The sequence below is a fragment of the Nocardia sp. NPDC051787 genome (genome assembly GCF_040681325.1).
Classification (GTDB): Bacteria; Actinomycetota; Actinomycetes; order Mycobacteriales; family Mycobacteriaceae; genus Nocardia.
In genome coordinates this window covers 113,542-129,461 of record NZ_JBFAYO010000018.1, presented here as the reverse complement: position 1 = coordinate 129,461, position 15,920 = coordinate 113,542, and the positions used below count along the sequence as shown (strand labels likewise).

The following is a 15,920-nucleotide window of genomic DNA, read 5'->3' as shown; positions in this document are numbered from 1 at the left end:
TCCCCCGTCGGGGCCGGTCTATCGACGGCTCGAGACGGGTACAGAGTGGACGGGTAATGCCGACTCATTACTCGGCGGCCTCGGCGGCGTCAGCGCCCGCTTCGGCGTCCTTCTTGGCCTTCTTCTTCGGGGTGACCGCCTCGGCGACCGGCTCGTTGTCGGCGGCGGCCAGCGCGGCGTTGAACAGATCCAGCTTCGACGGCTTCGACGGCTTGACCTTCAGGGTGCCCTCGGCGCCGTCGATGCCCTTGAACTTCTGCCAGTCACCGGTGATCTTCAGCAGCTGGAGGACCGGCTCGGTCGGCTGCGCGCCGACACCCAGCCAGTACTGCACGCGCTCGGAGTCGATCTCGATGAGCGAGGGCTCTTCCTTCGGGTGGTACTTGCCGATGGACTCGATGGCCCGGCCGTCCCGGCGGGTGCGGGCGTCGGCGACGACGACGCGGTACTGCGGGTTGCGGATCTTGCCCATGCGGGTGAGCTTGATGCGAACAGCCACTGCTGATCTGCCTTTCGTTTGGTTGGTCACGACGCAATTCGGCGACCCACATGGTCTGCGAGCCCGGTTTTGCGCTTCGAGTGTGTGACCGCCGCGCGGTACGTAACCGGAGACGGGCTGACACTTGTCCCGTAGGACGGTGGTCCATTGTGCCAGACGGCACGGTCGCGCCAGAAATCGCGTTCCGGTGTTTACAGCTCGCGGCCCACGCGCCATAACCAGGCATGGGAATCTTCCGCGCCCTCGACTGACTATCTACGGCGGTACCTCAGCAGTACACGGCACGAAAGTGATGCGCAGAGGCGTCGCTGACGGGCTACCCAGGAGCCGTGGCGGTCAGGGCGCGAGTGGGCACCCAGGGCCCACCCCACCACATCCGCCACCCGAGGGTGCGGTGGGTGAGCCCGGTCGCGCCGCTCCCGGCCAGGGTGGCGCGGTATCGCCGGGTGTCGCCGATATCGACGATGACCAGTTTGCCGCCTGGGCGCAGGACACGGCATGCCTCGCGGACGGCGTCGGCGCGGCCCTGCGCGGTCTTGATGGTGTGAATCGCCAGGCTGGACACGACGACGTCGAACGCGCCGTCCGGGAACGGCATCCGGGTCATGTCGCCCGTGCGCAGTTCGATCCGATCGGCGACGTTCTCGGCGAGCGCGTTCTGCTCGGCGGTGGCCGGGGTGTTGCCGCAGTGATCGGCGGAGCACCACAGGTCAAGTCCGACGGCGCGCCCGGCGGGCAGCCGCCGCGCGGCCGCGAGCAGCACCGCGCCGCGCCCGCAGCCCATGTCCAGAAGTTGTTCGTCGCCGCGCAGTTCGAGGTCGTCGAGCAGACCGGCCCAGACCCGGAACTTGCCCCGGAGGGTCGCGTGCAGGAACAGCCCGAACTGCGCGGCGAGCACGATGCCGATCAGCAGGAGCAGCAGGCTCGGACGCAGCTGCTGAAACAGCGCCACCACCAGTGCGGCAGCGAGATAGCCGACCGCGAGAACTCCCAGCAACAGCAGCACCGACGGCGCGTCGACACCGTACGACGCTCGCCACGGAGGGGCTATCATCGGCCGATTGTATCCGGCGGCAACGGCATTCGCGGCGGGTTCTCGCTTGTCAGCTCACCAGCGGCGCCAGGGTGCGTCCGACGAGTTCGACCGCGCCCGGCTCGTGTCCCTGGAAGACCATGTTGACGATCAGACCATCGACGCCGTGGTCGAGAACGCGGGTCCGCAGCTGCTCGGCAACCTCGTCCGGCGTTCCGACGAACTGGCGGTCGGCGGGAGTCTGCGCACGCTCGGATTCCGACAGCGCCGACAGGTCGATACCCATGCGGCTCAAGTAATCCCGCTGCTGCTTGCGGACCAGGTCGCCGTCTTCGTCCACCATCAGGAAGCACAGGTAGCTGGTCTCCAACGTCGCGGGGTCGCGGCCGACCTCGGCGCAGCGTCCACGCAGCACCTCGAGCTTGTGCGGCAGCTCGGAGGCGTTGCAGATGAGGTTGAGGTGGTCTGCGAAGCGGGCGGCCAGGCGGAAGGTCTTCTTCTCGCCACTGCCGCCGAGCAGGATCGGCACGTCGTCGCGCACGCGCGGCTCGTTCATCGCGTTCTCGACCTGGTACCACTTGCCGTCGAAGGTGGGGCGCCGGCCGGCCAGCATCGGCTGGATGATCTGCAGCGCCTCCTCGAGCCGTTCGAAGCGGGTCGTGAAAGTGCCGAAGTCGTAGCCGAAGGATCGGTGCTCGAGCTCGAACCAGCCCGCGCCGATGCCGAGCACCGCGCGGCCGCCGCTGACCACGTCGAGCGTGGTGACGGTCTTGGCGAGCATCGCGGGGTTGCGGTAGGTGTTGCCGGTGACCAGGGCCGACAACTGGATTCGCTCCGTCGCCGTGGCGAGGCCGCCGAGGGCGGTGTACGCCTCGAGCATCGGCTCGTCGGGCGTGCCGATGCCGGGCAGTTGATAGAAGTGGTCCATCACGAAAACCGTGTCGAAACCGGCGGCTTCGGCCTCCCTGGCCTGCGCGATGACCGTCGGGAACAGTTCGCGCACCGACTTGCCGTAGCTGAAGTTGGGCATTTGATAACCGAGGCGAATGGTCACGGAATCGACCCTACCGGGCGCAGCCGGGCGAAGTCCGTAAACAGCCCGCGCCGGGCCGAGCGGAGGCGAGGCAGCCGCAGGCCTGATTCGAAAACGAGCGGTGAGCCGCGAGTGACGAATTACCGATGACCGGTGACCGGACCGCGCCCGCCGTACACGCGCCCGCGCAGTACGACGGCGTACGGTGCGCTGAGCGCTTCCGGGTGGGTGCGCGGGTCCTGCTGGTAGACAACGAAATCCGCGGGCGCGCCGGACTCGATGCCTGGTCGGCCGAGCCAGCCGCGGGCATCCCAGGAGGCCGCGCCGAGCGCGTCATGCCGGGACAGGCCCGCGGCGCCGAGCGCGGCGATCTCGTCGGCGATGCGCCCGTGGCGGATGGAACCGCCTGCGTCGGTGCCCGCGAAGATCGGCACGCCCGCCTCGTGCGCGGCGGCCACCGTGCCGCGCACCCGGCGGTGCAGGTCGCGCATGTGCGCGGCGTAGCGAGGGAATTTTCCCGCGCTGTCGGCGATCTCGGGGAAGGTGTCGATATTGACCAAGGTGGGCACCAAGGCGGTGCCGTGCTCGACCATCATCTCGATGGTCTCGTCGGTGAGGCCGGTGCCGTGTTCCAGGCAGTCGATGCCCGCGTTGATCAAGCCGGGCAGCGCGTCCTCGCCGAAGACGTGGGCGGTGACGCGGGCGCCATTGGCGTGCGCGGCGTCGATGGCCTCCTTCAGGATCGCGTCGCTCCACAGCGGGCGCAGGTCGCCCACGGAGCGGTCGATCCAGTCGCCGACAATCTTCACCCAGCCGTCGCCGAAGCGAGCCTGTTCGGCGACGATCTCCGGCAGGTCGCGTTCGTCGTCGAGTTCGATGCCGAGCTCGCGGATGTAGCGCTTCGGCCGGGCGATATGGCGGCCGGCGCGGATGATGCGCGGCAGTTCGTCATGGTCGTCGATGAACCGGGTGTCGATCGGCGAACCCGCGTCGCGCAGCAGCAGCGCGCCGGCCTCCCGTTCGATCTCGGCCTGCGCGACGGCGCCCGCCCGGTCCTCATGGCCTCCGCCGTACCGGATACCGACATGGCAGTGCGCGTCGACGAGTCCGGGCACGATCCACCCGCTGCCGCACAGTGTTTCGGCCCCGGGCACGGGCTCGAAGGACACCAGCCCGTCCCGCACCCAGAGATCGCGCACCTCGTCGTCGGGGAGAACCACTCCTCGCAGATGCACAGCAACCTCCTGGACGTCGTCGGCTGCCTCCAACCTACTGTCCGCACCGCGGGATGGTCACCGCGCGCTGTGACGTGCGGTCCGCCCTGCACCGCCGATGCTCGGCGAACCCCTCGGGGCCTACGCGAATGGTGACATCCTCGCCCCGAGCTGGTCGCCGCTCGGACCCGGTCTACTTCTTCGGGAACTTCAGCTTCGACAGGTCGAAGCCCTCGAGGCCAGGTGGCAGCTGATCGAGCCCGGCGGGCATGTTGGAGATGTCGGGCATCCCGGCGGGCATCCCGGGCATGCCGCCCATTCCCGGGAATCCGCCACGCACCTTCGGCGGGGTCGGGCCGCGGCCGCCCTTCTTGCCTTTCTTGCCCTTCTTCGCGCTGCCGCGGCGGGAGCCGGGCAGCCCCATCTGGCGGCCCATCATCGCCATCATCTTCTTGGCCTCGAAGAAGCGGTCGACGAGCTGGTTGACCTCGGAGACCTGGACGCCGGAGCCGTTGGCGATGCGCAGGCGGCGAGAGGCGTTGATGATCTTCGGGTTGTCTCGTTCGGCCGGGGTCATGCCGCGGATGATCGCCTGCACACGGTCGAGTTGCTTGTCGTCGACCTGGGCGAGTACGTCTTTCATCTGACCCGCGCCGGGCAGCATGCCGAGCAGGTTGCCGATCGGGCCCATCTTGCGGATGGCCAGCATCTGGTCGAGGAAGTCCTCGAGGGTGAGTTCGCCGCTGCCGATCTTGCGGGCGGCCTCCTCGGCCTGCTTGGCGTCGTAGACCTGCTCGGCCTGCTCGATCAGGGTGAGCACGTCACCCATGCCGAGGATGCGGCTGGCCATACGGTCCGGATGGAAGACGTCGAAGTCCTCCAGTTTCTCGCCGGTGGAGGCGAACAGGATGGGAACGCCGGTGACCTCGCGGACGCTCAGCGCCGCGCCACCGCGGGCGTCGCCGTCGAGCTTGGTGAGCACCACGCCGGTGAAGCCGACACCGTCGCGGAACGCCTCGGCCGTGGTGACCGCGTCCTGACCGATCATCGCGTCGAGCACGAACAGGGTCTCGTCCGGTTGCACGGCGTCGCGGATGCCCGCGGCCTGCCGCATCAGCTCTTCGTCGATACCGAGACGGCCCGCGGTGTCGACGATGACGACGTCGTACTGCTTCTGCCGCGCTTCCTCGACACCACCGCTCGCCACGTTCACCGGGTCGGCGGCCGAGATGCCCAACGGGTTCTCGCCACCACCGACGGAGGTGCCGGGGTGCGGCGCGTAGACGGGCACGCCGGCGCGCTCGCCGACCACTTGCAACTGGGTGACGGCGCCGGGACGCTGCAGGTCACAGGCCACCAGGAGCGGCTGATGCCCTTGCCCCTTCAACAGCTTCGCCAGCTTGCCCGCGAGCGTGGTCTTACCGGAACCCTGCAGACCGGCGAGCATGACCACCGTCGGCGGATTCTTGGCCAGGTTCAGCCGTCTGGTCTCGCCGCCGAGGATGCCGACGAGCTCTTCGTTGACGATCTTCACGACCTGCTGGGCCGGGTTCAGCGCCGCGGAGACCTCCGCGCCCTTGGCACGCTCCTTGATCCGGCCGATGAAACCGCGCACCACGGGCAGCGCGACGTCGGCCTCGAGCAGCGCGAGGCGGATCTCGCGGCAGGTGGCGTCGATGTCGGCCGGTGACAGACGCCCCTTACCACGCAGATCCTTGAGGGCACCGGTAAGCCGGTCGGACAGGGATTCGAACACCGATCGCGCTCCTGATCTCGGGGGACGTCACATTCTCTCCCAGGGTAATGGGATCGCCCGCGGGATGGCGCAGGCGGTGCGTCCTTCGGGGCGCGGCGGGCAAGCTAGTCGAGCACGCGACGGCGTGGTTTGGGCGTGCTGCGGTAGTCGTGGTTCTCCTCGGTGACCATGAACACCGCCTCGTTGGCGGTCAGCCCGAGTTCGAGGGCCAGATCGTCGAGGACGGCCCACTCCGCCGTGCTCGGGATGGGCGAGGTGGCGACCGTGGACGCGATCGTCATCGCGGTCACCGCCTGCCGCCCGGTCAAGGTGCGACCGGGGAGCCAGGAGACCACCCAGCGGTCGCCGCCGACGCAGCGTGCCATATGCGTGGTCTCGTCACTTGTCATTGTCGACGCCGAAACGACTTCAATTGCCACCGACCTGCTCCCCTCGTGCTCGCGATAGCCAGACGCTCTAGATCGTAGGGCTCAGCAGCCGGGCCGGAGCGCACATCCAGCAAATATCTGGCAACAGATTGATCACCAGGCAAATTTGCAGGTCAAATGGAATTTCACGAGGTCGTCGCGTCGTTTTCCGGAGGCTTTGGCGCAGTTCTGGGAACCACCGCGACAATCGCTTTCGCGATCGCTTCCCGGCGCGCGGGACCGTCCTCGGCGCCTAAATCGAGGCAGAAACTGTCGACCACCGCCGACCCCATCGTGACCACTTTGGCCCAGCGGACGTCCGCCCCGCAGCTCGCCAGTTCGGCGGCCAGGCGGCTGAGCAATCCGATCCGGTCCTCGGCGCGCAGCTCCAGGATCACCTGGCCGGGCACCGAGGTGTCCAACCAGATCACCCGGGGCGGCGCCTGCGCGTAGCGGGTCCGACCGATGCCGCTGGCCTCGCGCTCGCGTTTGGCCAGCGCCGCGGACACATCCAGGTCCCCCGCCGTGGCGCGGATCAGTTCCTGGCGCAGCAACCCCGGGTCCGGCGGGTCGCCGAACTTGGGCGAGACGACAAAAGTGTCCACGGCGAAATCGCCTTCGACACCCACGGCGGCCGACAGTACGCGCAGGGAGTGCAGCGCGAGCACGCCCGCGGCATCGGAGAGCAGCCCCGGAGTGTCGGGCGCGATGACGGTGACCGCGTAGGTGTACTTGCTGTCCCCCGGCTTCAGGTCCACGTGCACCCCACCCGCGTGCGCCTGCTCGACCAGTTCCGGCGCGATGGGCTCCGGCGTCGGAAGCTGATCGCCCGCCATCACCAACCGGCAGCGCCGGACCAGCTCGCCGATCAGCGACGCCTTCCAGTCACCCCACACGCCGGGACCGGTGGCCAGCGAATCCGCCTCGGCCAGCGTGTGCAGCAGTTCCAGCAGCTGGGGATCGCCATCGAGCGCGTCGACCACGAACCGCACCGTCTCGGGGTCGGTGAGATCGCGCCGGGTCGCGGTGTCGGGCAGCAGCAGATGGTGGCGGACGACCGCGCTGAGCGTGCGCACGTCCGAGGGCCACAGGCCCAGACGCCGGCCGATGTGGGTGGCCAGCTCCGCGCCGACGACGCTGTGATCGCCTGCGCGGCCCTTGCCGATGTCGTGCAGCAGCGCGCCGAGGGCCAGCAGATCCGGCCGGGCCACCCGGGTGCTGATCGCGCTGGCGTAGGCGACCGTCTCTACGAGGTGACGGTCGACGGTCCAGGTGTGCAGGACATCACGCGGGGGCAGGTCGCGCACGGCACCCCACTCCGGAAGCAGCCTGCCCCACAGGCCGGTCCGGTCCAGCGCCTCGATCGCATCGATGGCGCCGCGGCCCTCGCCGAGCAGGACCAGCAGGTCGTTGAGGGCGTCTTTGGGCCACGGCTCGCGCAGCTCGGGCGCATCCTCGGAGAGCCGGTTCAGGGTGGTGGCCGACATCGGAAGCCCGGTCTGCGCCGAGGCCGCCGCCACCCGCAGGATGAGTCCGGGGTCGCGCTGGGGGCGCGCGTCGCGCGCGAGCACGACCTCACCGGCATGCTCGACCACACCCTCGTCGAGTGGCCTGCGCACCGGCATACGGCGTAGCCGCGCCAGCCCCCGACGGGGCAGCGCGTTGGCCGCGGTGCGCAACCCGACGTCCACGGAATAGCTCACCGTGCGTGCCGAATCGCTCAGCGTACGAGCCAGATCGAAGCGGTCGCCGATGCGCAGCGCCGCGCCGATCTCGTCGGCGTCCTGCGCGCGCAGCTGGTCGCGGGATCGGCCGGCGACCCGGTGCAGTTCGGTGCGCACGTCCAGCAGGCGACGATGTGCCTGCTTCAATCCGCCACCGGGCACGTCCGGCCCCAGCCCGGGCATGGCGTCGGTCAGCTGGGCGATGGCCAGGGCATCCAGCAGCTGGATGTCGCGCAGGCCGCCGCGCCCGTTCTTCAGATCGGGCTCGGCGCGGTGCGCGATCTCGCCGTTGCGCTCCCACCTGGCCTTGGCCTGGGCGATGAGGTCGTCGAAGCGAGTGCGGATACCGGTGCGCCATTCCCGGCGCACGCCGCCGATCAGCAGGTTGCTCAATTCCTGGTCGCCGACGATGTGCCTGGCTTCGAGCATGCCCAGCGCGGCGATGAGATCGTCGGCGGCCACCCGCAGCGCCTGCGGCACGGTGCGCACGCTGTGGTCGAGCTTGATGTGCGCGTCCCACAGCGGGTACCAGAGCTGGTCGGCGACCTCGGCGACCCGGGCGGGATCGACGTCGTCGTGCAGCAGCACCAGATCCAGATCCGAGTACGGCAGCATCTCGCCGCGGCCGAGACCGCCGACCGCGACCACGGCCAGACCGCTGTCGGGGGTGATGCCCAGTTCGGCGCCCTTGCTGGTGAGCCAGAGTTCGTACAGGTCGACCAGCGCATGCCGCAGCGACTCCGCGTCGAGCCGGGGGTTGCGGGGCAGGCCGCCGTCGAGCAGCTGGGTTCGTGCCCGGACCAGGTCGGCCGCGCCATTGGATATCTTGCCGTTGACTTCTCCGGTCACCTTCGGGTCACCGTCGTGCTGGTGCTGACTACCCACAACCCACCGCCCATTTCACGCGTGCGGCCCCGCCCCGACCGGGAGCTCCGGTGGGAGCGGGGCCGCCGCTCTACTCGATGTTCGTTACAGCGCGTCGGTGCCGCGTTCGCCGGTGCGCACCCGAATGATCGACTCCACCGGGGTGACCCAGACCTTGCCGTCGCCGATCTTGCCGGTCCGGGACGCCTCCACGATCACCTCGACGACCTTGTCGACGGACGCGTCGTCCACCACGACCTCGACGCGGACCTTCGGCACGAAATCGACCGAGTACTCGGCACCGCGGTACACCTCGGTGTGCCCCTTCTGGCGGCCGTACCCTTGTACCTCGCTGACGGTCATGCCCAACACGCCCGCCTGCTCGAGCCCGGTCTTGACGTCCTCGAGCGTAAACGGTTTGACGATTGCGGTGATCAGTTTCATGTTCGTCATGCCTCCTTGGCCGAACGTGCCGTGCTACCCAGAGCGGCGAAGTCGTAGGCGGTTTCCGCGTGCTCGGACTCGTCCAAGCCCACCGACTCCTCTTCCTCGCTCACGCGCAGCCCAATGGTGAACTTCACGATATAGGCAATGATCAGCGTCGCGATGAAGGAGAAGGCAAGTACCACACCGGCACCCACCGCTTGACGCCACAGCTGGTCGATGCCGCCGCCGTAGAACAGACCGGTCTTGGCCGCGCCCGCCTCGGGCGCCGCGACGAAACCGACCATCAGGGTGCCGACGATGCCGCCGACCAGGTGCACGCCGACCACGTCGAGCGAGTCGTCGAAGCCGAACTTGAACTTCAGGCCGACCGCGAGGGCGCACAGCGCGCCCGCGACCACGCCGATGGCGAGCGCGCCGAGTACGTTCACCGAGGAACACGACGGGGTGATGGCCACCAGACCGGCCACGATGCCCGAGGCCGCGCCCAGCGAGGTGGGCTTGCCGTCGCGGACCTTCTCCACCAGCAGCCATGCCAGCATCGCGGCGCAGGTCGCGATGGTGGTGATGATGAACGTGGAACCGGCGAGGCCACCGGAGGTCACCGCGGAACCGGCGTTGAAGCCGAACCAGCCGAACCACAGCAGACCGGCGCCGAGCATCACGAACGGCAGGTTGTGCGGGCGGAACGGCGTCGTCGGCCAGCCCTTGCGCTTGCCGAGCACCAGTACCAGCGCCAGACCGGCCGCACCGGCGTTGATGTGCACCGCCGTGCCGCCGGCGAAGTCGACCGCGAGCAGCTTGTTGGCGATCCAGCCGCCCTCGTGCACGACGTTGCCGTCGGCGTCCTTCACGTCGAAGTCGAACACCCAGTGCGCGACCGGGAAGTAGACCACCGTGGCCCAGATGCCCGTGAACAGCAGCCACGCGCTGAACTTCAGGCGATCGGCGACCGCGCCCGAGATGAGGGCGACCGTAATGATGGCGAACATCAGCTGGAACGCCACGAAGACCGTCGCCGGAATCGTGCCGGCGAGAGGAATGTTCACCGCCTCCGTCGCGACGGCACCGGCCGCGTCCTTGACCTCGGCGACGGAGTTACCACCGATCAAGCCCTTCAGGCCGAAGAACTGCGTCGGATCGCCGATCACGCCGAACTTGTTGTCGCCGAACGCCGTCGAGTATCCGTACAGCGACCACAGCACGCCGACCAGACCCATCGCGCTGATGCTCATCATGATCATGTTGAGCACGTTCTTCGATCGGACCATGCCGCCGTAGAAGAATGCCAGGCCCGGTGTCATCAGCAACACCAGCGCCGAGCTCGCCAGCATCCATGCGGTATCACCGGTGTCCGGCGCACCGGTAAGCGGAAATGCCACCTTAATGTCCTCCTCATCTCGGGCCCAGCCGATTCCGGCAAATGGACCTGCACAGAAGGGTCCTCACTCGGTGTTTCATCCGTTGAGCTGTCGTGTTTCACCTATGTGAACGGATGGCGTAGCTGTGTTGCTACCACGTTTCACGATGTACACCGGATGTTTGCCGGCGCTGTGAGCGGCGTGTCCATGAAATCGGACATTCGTTACCGCCGAGCCGGAGTCGGCAAACATTCGGGGTGTGACCGGCCTCGCACCGATACGACGGACGGCATGGCTCGCCCGGCCCGGGGCGCGCCGCTTACGCGGAACGCCGCGGGCTCAACTGTTTTCGCCGGGCTCAGCAGGTCAGCCCAACAGCGCGTCCACGAACGCGGCGGGCTCGAACGGGGCCAGGTCGTCGGCGCCCTCCCCGAGACCGACCAGCTTCACCGGCACGCCCAGCTCGTGCTGGACCTGGAAAACGATGCCGCCCTTGGCGGTCCCGTCCAGCTTGGTGAGCACCACGCCGGTGATGTCCACCACCTCGGCGAACACCCGCGCCTGGGTCAGTCCGTTCTGGCCGACGGTGGCGTCCAGCACCAGCAGGACCTCGTCGACGGCGGCCTTCTTCTCCACGACGCGCTTGACCTTGCCCAGCTCGTCCATCAGCCCGGTCTTGGTGTGCAGCCGGCCCGCGGTGTCGATCAACACGGCGTCGACACCGCGCTCGACACCCGCGGCCACCGCGTCGAACGCGACGGCGGCCGGGTCGGCGCCTTCCCGGCCGCGGACGGTGTCGGCGCCGACCCGCTCGCCCCAGGTCTGCAGCTGGTCGGCGGCCGCGGCGCGGAAGGTGTCGGCCGCGCCGAGCAGCACCCGGCGGCCGTCGGCGACCAGCACGCGGGCGAGCTTGCCGGTGGTGGTGGTCTTTCCGGTGCCGTTCACGCCGACCACCAGCAGGATGGACGGATGATCCGGGTGCGGCAGCGCGCGGACCGAACGGTCCAGCTCCGGGCGCAGCTGCTCGATCAGCACGTCACGCAGAACGGCACGGGCCTGGTCGGTGGTGCGCACGCTGCGCGCCGCCATCTCGGCGCGCAGCCGGGAGACGACCGCGGCCGTGCTGGCGGTGCCGAGGTCGGCCAGGACGAGGGTGTCCTCGACCTCCTCCCACGACTCGTCGTCCAGGTCGCCGCCGCCGAGCAGGCCGAGCAGGCTCTTGCCGACCGCGTTCTGCGAGCGGGACAGGCGTCCGCGCAGGCGGATCAGACGGCCCTCCGTGGGCTCGATCTCCTCCAGCGCCGCGGCGGTCTCGACGCCCGCGGCGGTGTCCGGGGCGACGACTTCGGTCGCGGGGGCGGCGGTATCGGGCGCAGCCTCCTTGGCACCGGGTTCGATGACGGGCGCGGTGGTGTCGGCCACGTCCTCCGGAGCCTCTACCTGACCGGTCGATGCGGGCGCCGCGGTCGTCGGAGCTTCGGCCTCGGGTTCGGCGGGCGCCGCGGCGCCGGACGCGGGGGGCGCTTCGGCGACGTCCGCTTCCGGAAGTGGCACGTTGGTGATCCCGCGCTTGGGCGCGTCGCGCGGGATCGCGGCGTCGTCGCCGACGTGCGGCTGTCCTTCGGTGTCGGTGCGCTCGAGCGGTGGCGGCGCGGTAGCGGTGCCGGCCCGGCTGAAGTTGAATCCGCCGGACGCGGTGTAACCACCGGACCGGTCGGTCACCTCCTTGTCCTGCGCGGGCGGAGTCAGCGACACGCGGCCGCGCTTGTACCGGACGAAACCGGCGACAAGCACCACCATCAGCAGTGCGGCGACCGCGGCGATCAGGATCCAGACTTCGGGACTCACGCGAACCATCCTTGCAGACCGGTCGTCACGGGCTGGGCCCCGAGCCGCATCGAACGGTCGCGTCGCGCCCCCGCGAGCACGGCAGACGCTCGGCGAACTCCGCGCGTCCCGAGCCGCGGGCGGGCTTCGGCGGGCACCGACACAACCCCTGAGATTTCTTGTCCTGCGGAACTTCTCGCGAAGTGACAATAGGATCGGCGACGTGACCGATCGAAACGTGCTTGGGGGGCCGCTGGAAGAGTGCGGCACCGATCCTCTCACCGGCTTCTACCGGGACGGCTGCTGCAGTACCGGGCCGGAGGATCTGGGCAGCCACACTGTATGCACCGTCGTCACGGCGGAGTTCCTGGAGCATCAAGCCTCCATCGGCAACGATCTGAGCACGCCGCGTCCGGAGAACAACTTTCCCGGTCTGCAGCCGGGCGACCGCTGGTGCGTCGTGGCGGTGCGGTGGTTGCACGCGCACGAGGACGGTGTCGCCGCGCCCGTAGTCCTGGCTGCCACGCACGAGAACGCTCTCGAAGTGATCTCGATGGACATCCTGCGCAAGTACGCCGTCGATGTGCCGGACGACGTCAGCGACCTGCTCTGACCCGCAGTCCGCGCCGGATCGGCCTATCGAGTGGCACGCTCCACGCCGGTACTGAAGACCGACCGCACCGGAACGCCGCTTCAAGGCACCCGCCCGTATCCCGTCGCCGCCCGCGCCTCGGCCGATGTCCGGCCCGACGCCGAAGCGGCTGGGAGACCCGCGGGCCCGGTCGGGTCCATGGCACAGCAGAGACCCAAATGGCACAAATGCGCCATCCGGGTGCTAGCGCACCGCCGCGGCGCGTCGCCGGTGCGCCTTCTGGCGGCACGCCGCCGAGCAATACGTGGCCCGGCGACCGGTGCGGACCCGGGGCACCGCCGCGTGACACACCGGGCAGCGCTCGCCACCACTTTCGTTACGGTCCACTGATTCGCTACGGTTTCCTCCGTCCGCGCCCTGTTTCGTTCCGCCCGGTCCGCCTGGCGGCGCCCGCAGCGCGTCCAGCACGATCGCGGCGGTGCGATCGAGGCTGCCGCTCGTCTTCCTGAGCTGTTGAATCGCAACGCATCCGGTGAAGATCGCCAGTACGTCCTCGAGCTCGACGTCGGCGCGGACCGCGCCTTCACGCTGGGCCGCGACCAGCAGGGCCGCCAGCGCGCGGTGAAAGCGTTCGCCCGCGCTCCGCACCAGCACACGCGGCCAGCCGTCATCGGATCGGACCATGTCGCATAGTGCCTGGTTGCCCGGCGTCGTCGCGATCACCGCACCGCAGAAGTCGAAGAAAGCCGCCCCGGCGTCCGGTGCGCCGAGGTGATCGGCGGCGAGTTCGGCCAACCGATCGATGCGCTGCTGCATAACCGCTTCCAGCAGATCGCCTTTCGTCGGGAAGTGCCGGTAGACGGTGCCAGCGCCGACGCCTGCGCGCCGGGCGACCTCGGCGAGCGATACCGAGACCCCCTGTTCGGCGAAGGCGCGCTGCGCGGCAGCCAGTACCAGAGCGCGATTGCGCCGGGCATCGGCGCGCGCCGCCGTACCGGGGGCCAACGATGCGGTCATTTCGTTACGGCCTTCCTCGTTCGACGGGTTGAATCGGGTCAGGCCACCCGTATCGTTCGAATCCGGGTTACCCGACCCGATTCTATCGAGCAGCGAAGGCGAAGCATGTCCCCTCAGCACAATCTCATCCTGGTCACCGGAGCCACCGGCAAGCAGGGCGGCGTGACCGCCCGCAGGCTGCTGGCGGACGGCCGGGCGGTGCGCACGCTGGTCCGCGACGCGCAGTCGCCCGCCGCACGGGAATTGACCGCGGCGGGCGCGGAACTCGTGATCGGCGACTTCGATTCCCCCGACACCGTGTCCGCCGCGCTGGACGGTGTCTCCGGATTGTTCGCGGTCCCGCCCGCCGCGTACGGTCCGCACGGCTGGGACGTGGAACTGGAAGCCGCGCGCGGCGAGGCGCTCGTGGACGCGGCACGCCGCGCTGGTGTCGAGCAGATCGTGTTCACCGGCATCGCGTCAATGGGTGACAACACCTCATGGGGCACGACGGGCAAGAAGCGTATCGAAGACGCGATCGTCGCCAGTGGCGTCCGGTACACGCTGCTGCGTCCGGTGCGCTTCATGGAGAACTACCTGCTGCGCACCTCGCCGGTCGACGGCATCATCGGCGGGGTGCACCGGCATCTCTTTCCCGCCGCCGGGCCGATGAAGATCATCGCCCTCGCGGACATCGGCGACATCGCCGCTCTCGCGTTCGCCGACCCGGACCGCTTCCACGGCCGCGTCCTCGAACTCGCGGGCGACGCGCTCGCCCCGCCCGCGGCGGCCGAGGCGATCAGCAAAGCCACCGGGCACCACGTCCGCTATCAGGAGGTCACCGAGGCCGAGGCGGATGCGCTCGGCGTGGAGATCGGCAACACCTGGCGGCTGATGCGCCATACCGGCGGCTGGCACGCCGACGTCGACGAGATCCGCGAAATCCATCCCGGCTTGCGGACATTCGACACCTGGCTGGCCGAAACCGGCGCGGCCCTGATCAAAGCGCTACTGGACAGCGAAAAAGTGAGTCCCGCGAGGTAATCCGCGAAACCTCACCCGGGCACCGTCACGCTCACCGTGCGACCCGGCTGACCGCGCGGCGGCTCAGCTCGCCGCGCCCACCGGAGCCAGGTTCTCCCCGCGCAGCCGCTGCGAGATCACCTGGGTGATGCCATCGCCGCGCATGCTGACGCCGTAGAGGGCGTCGGCGATCTCCATCGTCGGCTTCTGGTGGGTGATGACGATCAGCTGGCTCTTCTCCCGCAACTGTTCGAACAGGCCGATCAGGCGGCGCAGGTTGGTGTCGTCCAGTGCGGCCTCGACCTCGTCCATCACGTAGAACGGCGAGGGCCTGGCGCGGAAGATGGCCACCAGCAGCGCGACCGCGGTCAGCGACTTCTCGCCGCCGGACAGCAGCGACAGCCGCTTGACCTTCTTGCCCGGCGGGCGGGCCTCCACCTCGATGCCGGTGGTGAGCATGTCCGAAGGGTCGGTGAGCAGCAGCCTGCCCTCGCCGCCGGGGAACAGCTTCGCGAACACGTCGACGAATTCGCGCTCGACGTCGGCGTAGGCCTCCGTGAACACCTGCAGGATGCGGGCATCGACCTCGGCGACCACGTCCAGGAGGTCCTTGCGCGCGCTCTTGACGTCCTCGAGCTGCGTGGCCAGGAAGTTGTAGCGTTCCTCCAGCGCAGCGAACTCCTCGAGCGCGAGGGGATTCACCTTGCCGAGGGTCGCGAGGTCCTTCTCGGCACGCTTGGCGCGGCGCTCCTGGGTCTGCCGATCGAAGGGCATCGGAGCGGGCGGGCTGACCTGTTCGCCGCGTTCGGTGGCCTGCTCGTACTCCTGCAACTCCAGCGCCGAGGGCGGCAGCGGCACGTCGGGACCGTACTCGGCGATCAGATCGTCGAGCGCGATGCCGAACTGCTCGGCGATGGTCGCCTCCAGCTGCTCGATGCGCAGCGCCGCCTGGGCCTTGGCCACCTCGTCGCGGTGCACTGCGTCGGTGAGCTGAGCCAGTTGCGCTCCGAGCGCGCGGACCCGCTCCTTGACATGCTCTACCTGGGCGGCGCATTCGGAGCGCAACTGGCTCAGCTCACCGACGCAGTGCACCGCGACGAGGTGGCCAAGGCCCAGGCGGCGCTGCGCATCGAGCAGCTGGAGGCGA

14 protein-coding genes are annotated in these 15,920 nt (G+C 69.2%); 2 read left to right on the top strand and 12 right to left on the bottom strand.

Annotation, left to right across the window (positions count from 1 at the left end):
* Positions 1-67: 67 nt before the first annotated feature.
* The 10 genes from rpsP to ftsY form a co-directional block, all read right to left on the bottom strand.
* Positions 68-499 carry a 30S ribosomal protein S16 gene (gene rpsP, locus AB0M45_RS20675; RefSeq protein ID WP_364331301.1) on the bottom strand — a complete coding sequence of 144 codons (432 nt, stop codon included), beginning with the start codon at positions 497-499 and terminating at the stop codon, positions 68-70.
* A gap of 316 nt (positions 500-815) precedes the next feature.
* Entirely contained in the window at positions 816-1,553 is a 738-nt protein-coding gene (locus AB0M45_RS20670; protein WP_364331298.1) for a class I SAM-dependent methyltransferase, read from the bottom strand.
* Positions 1,554-1,602: 49 nt separating this feature from the next.
* A complete protein-coding gene (locus tag AB0M45_RS20665; protein WP_364331295.1) occupies positions 1,603-2,586 on the bottom strand; it encodes an LLM class F420-dependent oxidoreductase in 984 nt (327 codons plus the stop codon).
* 119 nt (positions 2,587-2,705) lie between these two features.
* Positions 2,706-3,800 carry an amidohydrolase family protein gene (locus AB0M45_RS20660; RefSeq protein ID WP_364331292.1) on the bottom strand — a complete coding sequence of 365 codons (1,095 nt, stop codon included), beginning with the start codon at positions 3,798-3,800 and terminating at the stop codon, positions 2,706-2,708.
* A 172-nt stretch (positions 3,801-3,972) separates the two neighbouring features.
* Positions 3,973-5,535: a signal recognition particle protein gene (gene ffh / locus AB0M45_RS20655; RefSeq protein WP_364331289.1), complete on the bottom strand. Its 1,563-nt coding sequence runs from the start codon at positions 5,533-5,535 to the stop codon at positions 3,973-3,975.
* Positions 5,536-5,639: 104 nt separating this feature from the next.
* A complete protein-coding gene (locus tag AB0M45_RS20650; protein ID WP_364331286.1) occupies positions 5,640-5,924 on the bottom strand; it encodes a hypothetical protein in 285 nt (94 codons plus the stop codon).
* A gap of 164 nt (positions 5,925-6,088) precedes the next feature.
* Positions 6,089-8,515, bottom strand: coding sequence for a [protein-PII] uridylyltransferase (locus AB0M45_RS20645; RefSeq protein ID WP_364331438.1), 2,427 nt, complete (start codon positions 8,513-8,515; stop codon positions 6,089-6,091).
* 120 nt (positions 8,516-8,635) lie between these two features.
* Entirely contained in the window at positions 8,636-8,974 is a 339-nt protein-coding gene (locus AB0M45_RS20640; protein WP_040780799.1) for a P-II family nitrogen regulator, read from the bottom strand.
* Between the two features lie 5 nt (positions 8,975-8,979).
* Positions 8,980-10,356 (bottom strand): ammonium transporter, encoded by a 1,377-nt coding sequence (locus AB0M45_RS20635; RefSeq protein ID WP_364331283.1) that lies wholly within the window; start codon positions 10,354-10,356, stop codon positions 8,980-8,982.
* Positions 10,357-10,701: 345 nt separating this feature from the next.
* Positions 10,702-12,192 (bottom strand): signal recognition particle-docking protein FtsY, encoded by a 1,491-nt coding sequence (ftsY, locus tag AB0M45_RS20630; RefSeq protein ID WP_364331280.1) that lies wholly within the window; start codon positions 12,190-12,192, stop codon positions 10,702-10,704.
* A gap of 193 nt (positions 12,193-12,385) precedes the next feature.
* On the opposite strand from ftsY, the gene AB0M45_RS20625 reads away from it, so the two are divergent.
* Positions 12,386-12,775 carry a DUF2237 domain-containing protein gene (locus AB0M45_RS20625; protein ID WP_019048221.1) on the top strand — a complete coding sequence of 130 codons (390 nt, stop codon included), beginning with the start codon at positions 12,386-12,388 and terminating at the stop codon, positions 12,773-12,775.
* A gap of 222 nt (positions 12,776-12,997) precedes the next feature.
* On the opposite strand, the gene AB0M45_RS20620 is transcribed toward AB0M45_RS20625, so the two are convergent.
* Complete coding sequence (locus tag AB0M45_RS20620) at positions 12,998-13,771, bottom strand: TetR/AcrR family transcriptional regulator (RefSeq protein ID WP_364331276.1); 774 nt, start codon at positions 13,769-13,771, stop codon at positions 12,998-13,000.
* A 105-nt stretch (positions 13,772-13,876) separates the two neighbouring features.
* Here AB0M45_RS20620 and AB0M45_RS20615 point away from each other — a divergent pair, with 105 nt between their 5' ends.
* Positions 13,877-14,794, top strand: coding sequence for an NmrA/HSCARG family protein (locus AB0M45_RS20615; protein WP_364331273.1), 918 nt, complete (start codon positions 13,877-13,879; stop codon positions 14,792-14,794).
* Positions 14,795-14,857: 63 nt separating this feature from the next.
* Here AB0M45_RS20615 and AB0M45_RS20610 read toward each other — a convergent pair.
* A partial coding sequence (locus AB0M45_RS20610; protein ID WP_364331270.1) for an AAA family ATPase occupies positions 14,858-15,920 on the bottom strand: 1,063 nt, incomplete at its 5' end.

Excerpts from the sequence above, each read along its gene's own strand:
- AB0M45_RS20670 (WP_364331298.1), bottom strand. The coding sequence starts at position 1,553 with ATGATAGCCCCTCCGTGGCGAGCGTCGTACGGTGTCGACGCGCCGTCG.
- AB0M45_RS20650 (WP_364331286.1), bottom strand. The coding sequence starts at position 5,924 with ATGACAAGTGACGAGACCACGCATATGGCACGCTGCGTCGGCGGCGAC.
- AB0M45_RS20640 (WP_040780799.1), bottom strand. The coding sequence starts at position 8,974 with ATGAAACTGATCACCGCAATCGTCAAACCGTTTACGCTCGAGGACGTC.
- ftsY (WP_364331280.1), bottom strand. The coding sequence starts at position 12,192 with ATGGTTCGCGTGAGTCCCGAAGTCTGGATCCTGATCGCCGCGGTCGCC.
- AB0M45_RS20620 (WP_364331276.1), bottom strand. The coding sequence starts at position 13,771 with ATGACCGCATCGTTGGCCCCCGGTACGGCGGCGCGCGCCGATGCCCGG.
- AB0M45_RS20615 (WP_364331273.1), top strand. The coding sequence starts at position 13,877 with ATGTCCCCTCAGCACAATCTCATCCTGGTCACCGGAGCCACCGGCAAG.